The sequence below is a fragment of the Methylobacterium sp. CCH5-D2 genome (genome assembly GCF_001556475.1).
Taxonomy (GTDB): Bacteria; Pseudomonadota; Alphaproteobacteria; order Rhizobiales; family Beijerinckiaceae; genus Methylobacterium; species Methylobacterium hispanicum.
This window is the reverse complement of sequence record NZ_LSIX01001092.1, coordinates 1-549: the sequence shown is the minus strand read 5'-3', so window position 1 is coordinate 549 and position 549 is coordinate 1. Positions and strand designations below refer to the sequence as shown.

Genomic DNA, 549 nt, shown 5'->3' with positions numbered 1-549 from the left:
CGACGACCGTCGAGACCACCCGCCCGTTCGAGAGGCGGCTGATCTGCTCGACGACCGCGGCGGGCTGGACCCCGTAGAGGGCCGCCCGGGTGTAGTCGACGCGCACCTCCAGCTGCGGGATGCGGACCTGCCGCTCGACCTGCAGGTCGGCGAGCCCCGGGATCTTGGCGAGGCGGTCCCTCAGGCCGTTCGCCACCCGGCGCAGGGCGTCGAGGTCGTCGCCGAACACCTTGAGCGCGATCTCAGCGCGGACGCCCGAGAGCATGTGGTCGAGCCGGTGCGAGATCGGCTGGCCGACGTTGACCGCCACCGGCAGGGCACCGAGGCGCCCGCGGATGTCGGCGACGAGCGCCTGCTTCGGACGCTTCAGCCCATCGTCCAGGGCGACGTCGATCTCGGAGGAATGCACCCCCTCGGCGTGTTCGTCGAGCTCGGCCCGGCCGGTCCGGCGGCCGACCGCCTTCACGCCCGGAATCTCCAGGAGCAGTTTTTCCGCGATCAGCCCGACCCGGTTGCTCTCGGCGAGCGAGATGCCCGGGTTGAAGGTCA

At 71.6% G+C, this 549-nt stretch carries 1 protein-coding gene; it reads right to left on the bottom strand.

What is annotated here, in order from left to right; genetic code table 11:
* The coding region (locus tag AX737_RS29390) for an efflux RND transporter permease subunit (RefSeq protein ID WP_197430770.1) at nt 1–549 on the bottom strand (549 nt) is incomplete at both ends.